Raw genomic sequence first — 1,880 nt, forward strand, 5'->3', positions numbered from 1 at the left:
CTGCCCGAACGCGCACGAACGGTGCGCGCGGTGATCCCCGACGAGTACACGGCGGGACGCGACGCAGTGGAGCTGCTGCTGCGCGCCGGCCACGAGCGCGTGCACCTGATCGGCGCCGGGCCGGAGCTGGCCGACGTTCCTGCGCAGACCGTCGCCGGGCGCGAGCGTCTCGCCGGCATCCTCGATGCCCTGGCCGATGCCGGACTGGCGCCGGCCAGCGGGCACCTGTGCCAGGTGTGGCTGCCCCAGGACGGCTGGAAGGCGACTGCCCGGCTGCTGGCGACGGGCGTGCGGCACGAGGCGCTCATCACCTTCAACGACCGGCTCGCCTTCGGTGCCTACCAGGCGTTGCAGGAGGCAGGCATGACCGTGCCGTCGGACATGTCGATCGTGTCGTTCGACGACCACCAGCTCGCCGGCTGGCTGCACCCGGGGCTGACCACCTTCGCCATCCCCCACCATGAACTCGGCCAGCGCGCCATCGAGCTGCTGCTGGATCGGACCCTCCCCGAAGAGAATCCGGTCGAGCGGCTGCGCATGCCGGCGCGCATCAGAGGGTCCGTCGGCCGCCCTGGCGCGCACGACCCCGTCAGCGGCGCCATTCCTCCTGCGGGGTGAGCGGCACGACGGACGGCAGCCGCGCCGTCGTGCTCAGCGTCACGCGCCGGCCGGTGTGGGCGGAGTCGGTGAGCGCGGTCATGATCTCGAGCACGTGAAGGGCCACTTCGCCGCTCGCACGTCCCTCGCCGTCGCGCACCTGATCGATGACGCCGATGCCGCGGCCGGCCCCGACGTAGCCACCGGCATCGTGCAGCCTGGTCCATTCCGGCTCGCCGCGGCGGCGCAGGCGCACCTCGCCGGCGAAGGTGTTCGGGTCGGGGACGCTCAGCGACCCCTCCTCGCCGTGCACCTCGATCGGCGCCGCCGTCGTGCCCACGGCATCGAAGCTGAAGGTCACGGTCGACAGCGCGCCGCTGGAGTGCTCGAGCACGCCGGTGACGTGGGTGTCGATCTCGACGGGGATGATCTCGCCCGCGCGGGGGCCGGAGCCGATCCGTCGCGTGTCGCGGGTGCGTGACGATGAGCCGCTGACCCGCGCCACCGGGCCCAGCAGGTGCACGAGCGACGTGAGGTAGTACGGCCCCATATCGAACAGCGGTCCCCCGCCGTCGCGGTAGTAGAAGTCGGGGTGCGGATGCCACGACTCGTGGCCGCCCGAGACCCAGGTCGCCACCGCCGAGACGGGGCGGCCGATGTCGCCGGCCTCGACGGCGGCGCGGGCGGTCTGGATGCCGGTGCCGAGCACGGTGTCGGGGGCACCGCCGACCCAGTGATCGCCGGCGGCATCCATCATCGCCTTGGCCTGGGTGAAAGTCGCCGCGAGCGGCTTCTCGCCGTAGACGTCCTTGCCGTGGGCGAGGGCGGCGAGCGCGATCTCCGCGTGGGCGGCGGGGATCGTGAGGTTGATGACGGTGTCGACGGCCGGGTCGGCCAGAAGTTCATCGACGGTGAGCGCGCGGCATCCGGGGATCTCGGCGGCCACCGCTGCGGCACGGCCCGGGTCCAGGTCCGCCGTGGCCACGATGCGGACGCTTTCAAGCCCGGCAAGCGTCTCCAGGTACTGCCGGGAGATGACTCCCAGGCCGATTATCCCTATGCCGTGCGGCTGGCCCACAGCATGCCCCTCTCGATGATGGTGCGGACGTTGTCGTCCTGCAGCACGTCCAGGCTGTGCCCGGGGGTGGCAACGAAAATACGTCCCTTGCCCCACAGGCGCGTCCACACTGCGGGGGACGTGATGGGACGATGCCAGGGGTGGTACGGCTGCACCGGGTGCGTGGTGGTCGCCAGCACGTCGATCAGGTCGTCGTGCAGCACCC

Annotated in this window: 3 protein-coding genes; 1 reads left to right on the forward strand and 2 read right to left on the reverse strand. The window is 71.9% G+C overall.

From position 1 onward, the window contains the following. Nucleotides 1–618: substrate-binding domain-containing protein (locus NQ160_RS23185; RefSeq protein ID WP_257517368.1), on the forward strand; the 618-nt coding region annotated here is incomplete at its 5' end. On the opposite strand, the gene NQ160_RS23190 is transcribed toward NQ160_RS23185, so the two are convergent. Both NQ160_RS23190 and NQ160_RS23195 read right to left on the reverse strand, forming a co-directional pair. Next, nucleotides 590–1,675 (reverse strand): Gfo/Idh/MocA family protein, encoded by a 1,086-nt coding sequence (locus NQ160_RS23190; protein WP_257517369.1) that lies wholly within the window; start codon nt 1,673–1,675, stop codon nt 590–592. The two genes, NQ160_RS23185 and NQ160_RS23190, sit on opposite strands and share 29 nt — an antisense overlap. Beyond that, nucleotides 1,654–1,880 (reverse strand): ThuA domain-containing protein (locus tag NQ160_RS23195; protein ID WP_257517370.1); only part of this gene is annotated, 227 nt, incomplete at its 5' end. The genes NQ160_RS23190 and NQ160_RS23195, both read right to left, overlap by 22 nt.

Source organism: Microbacterium sp. zg.Y909 (assembly GCF_024626565.1).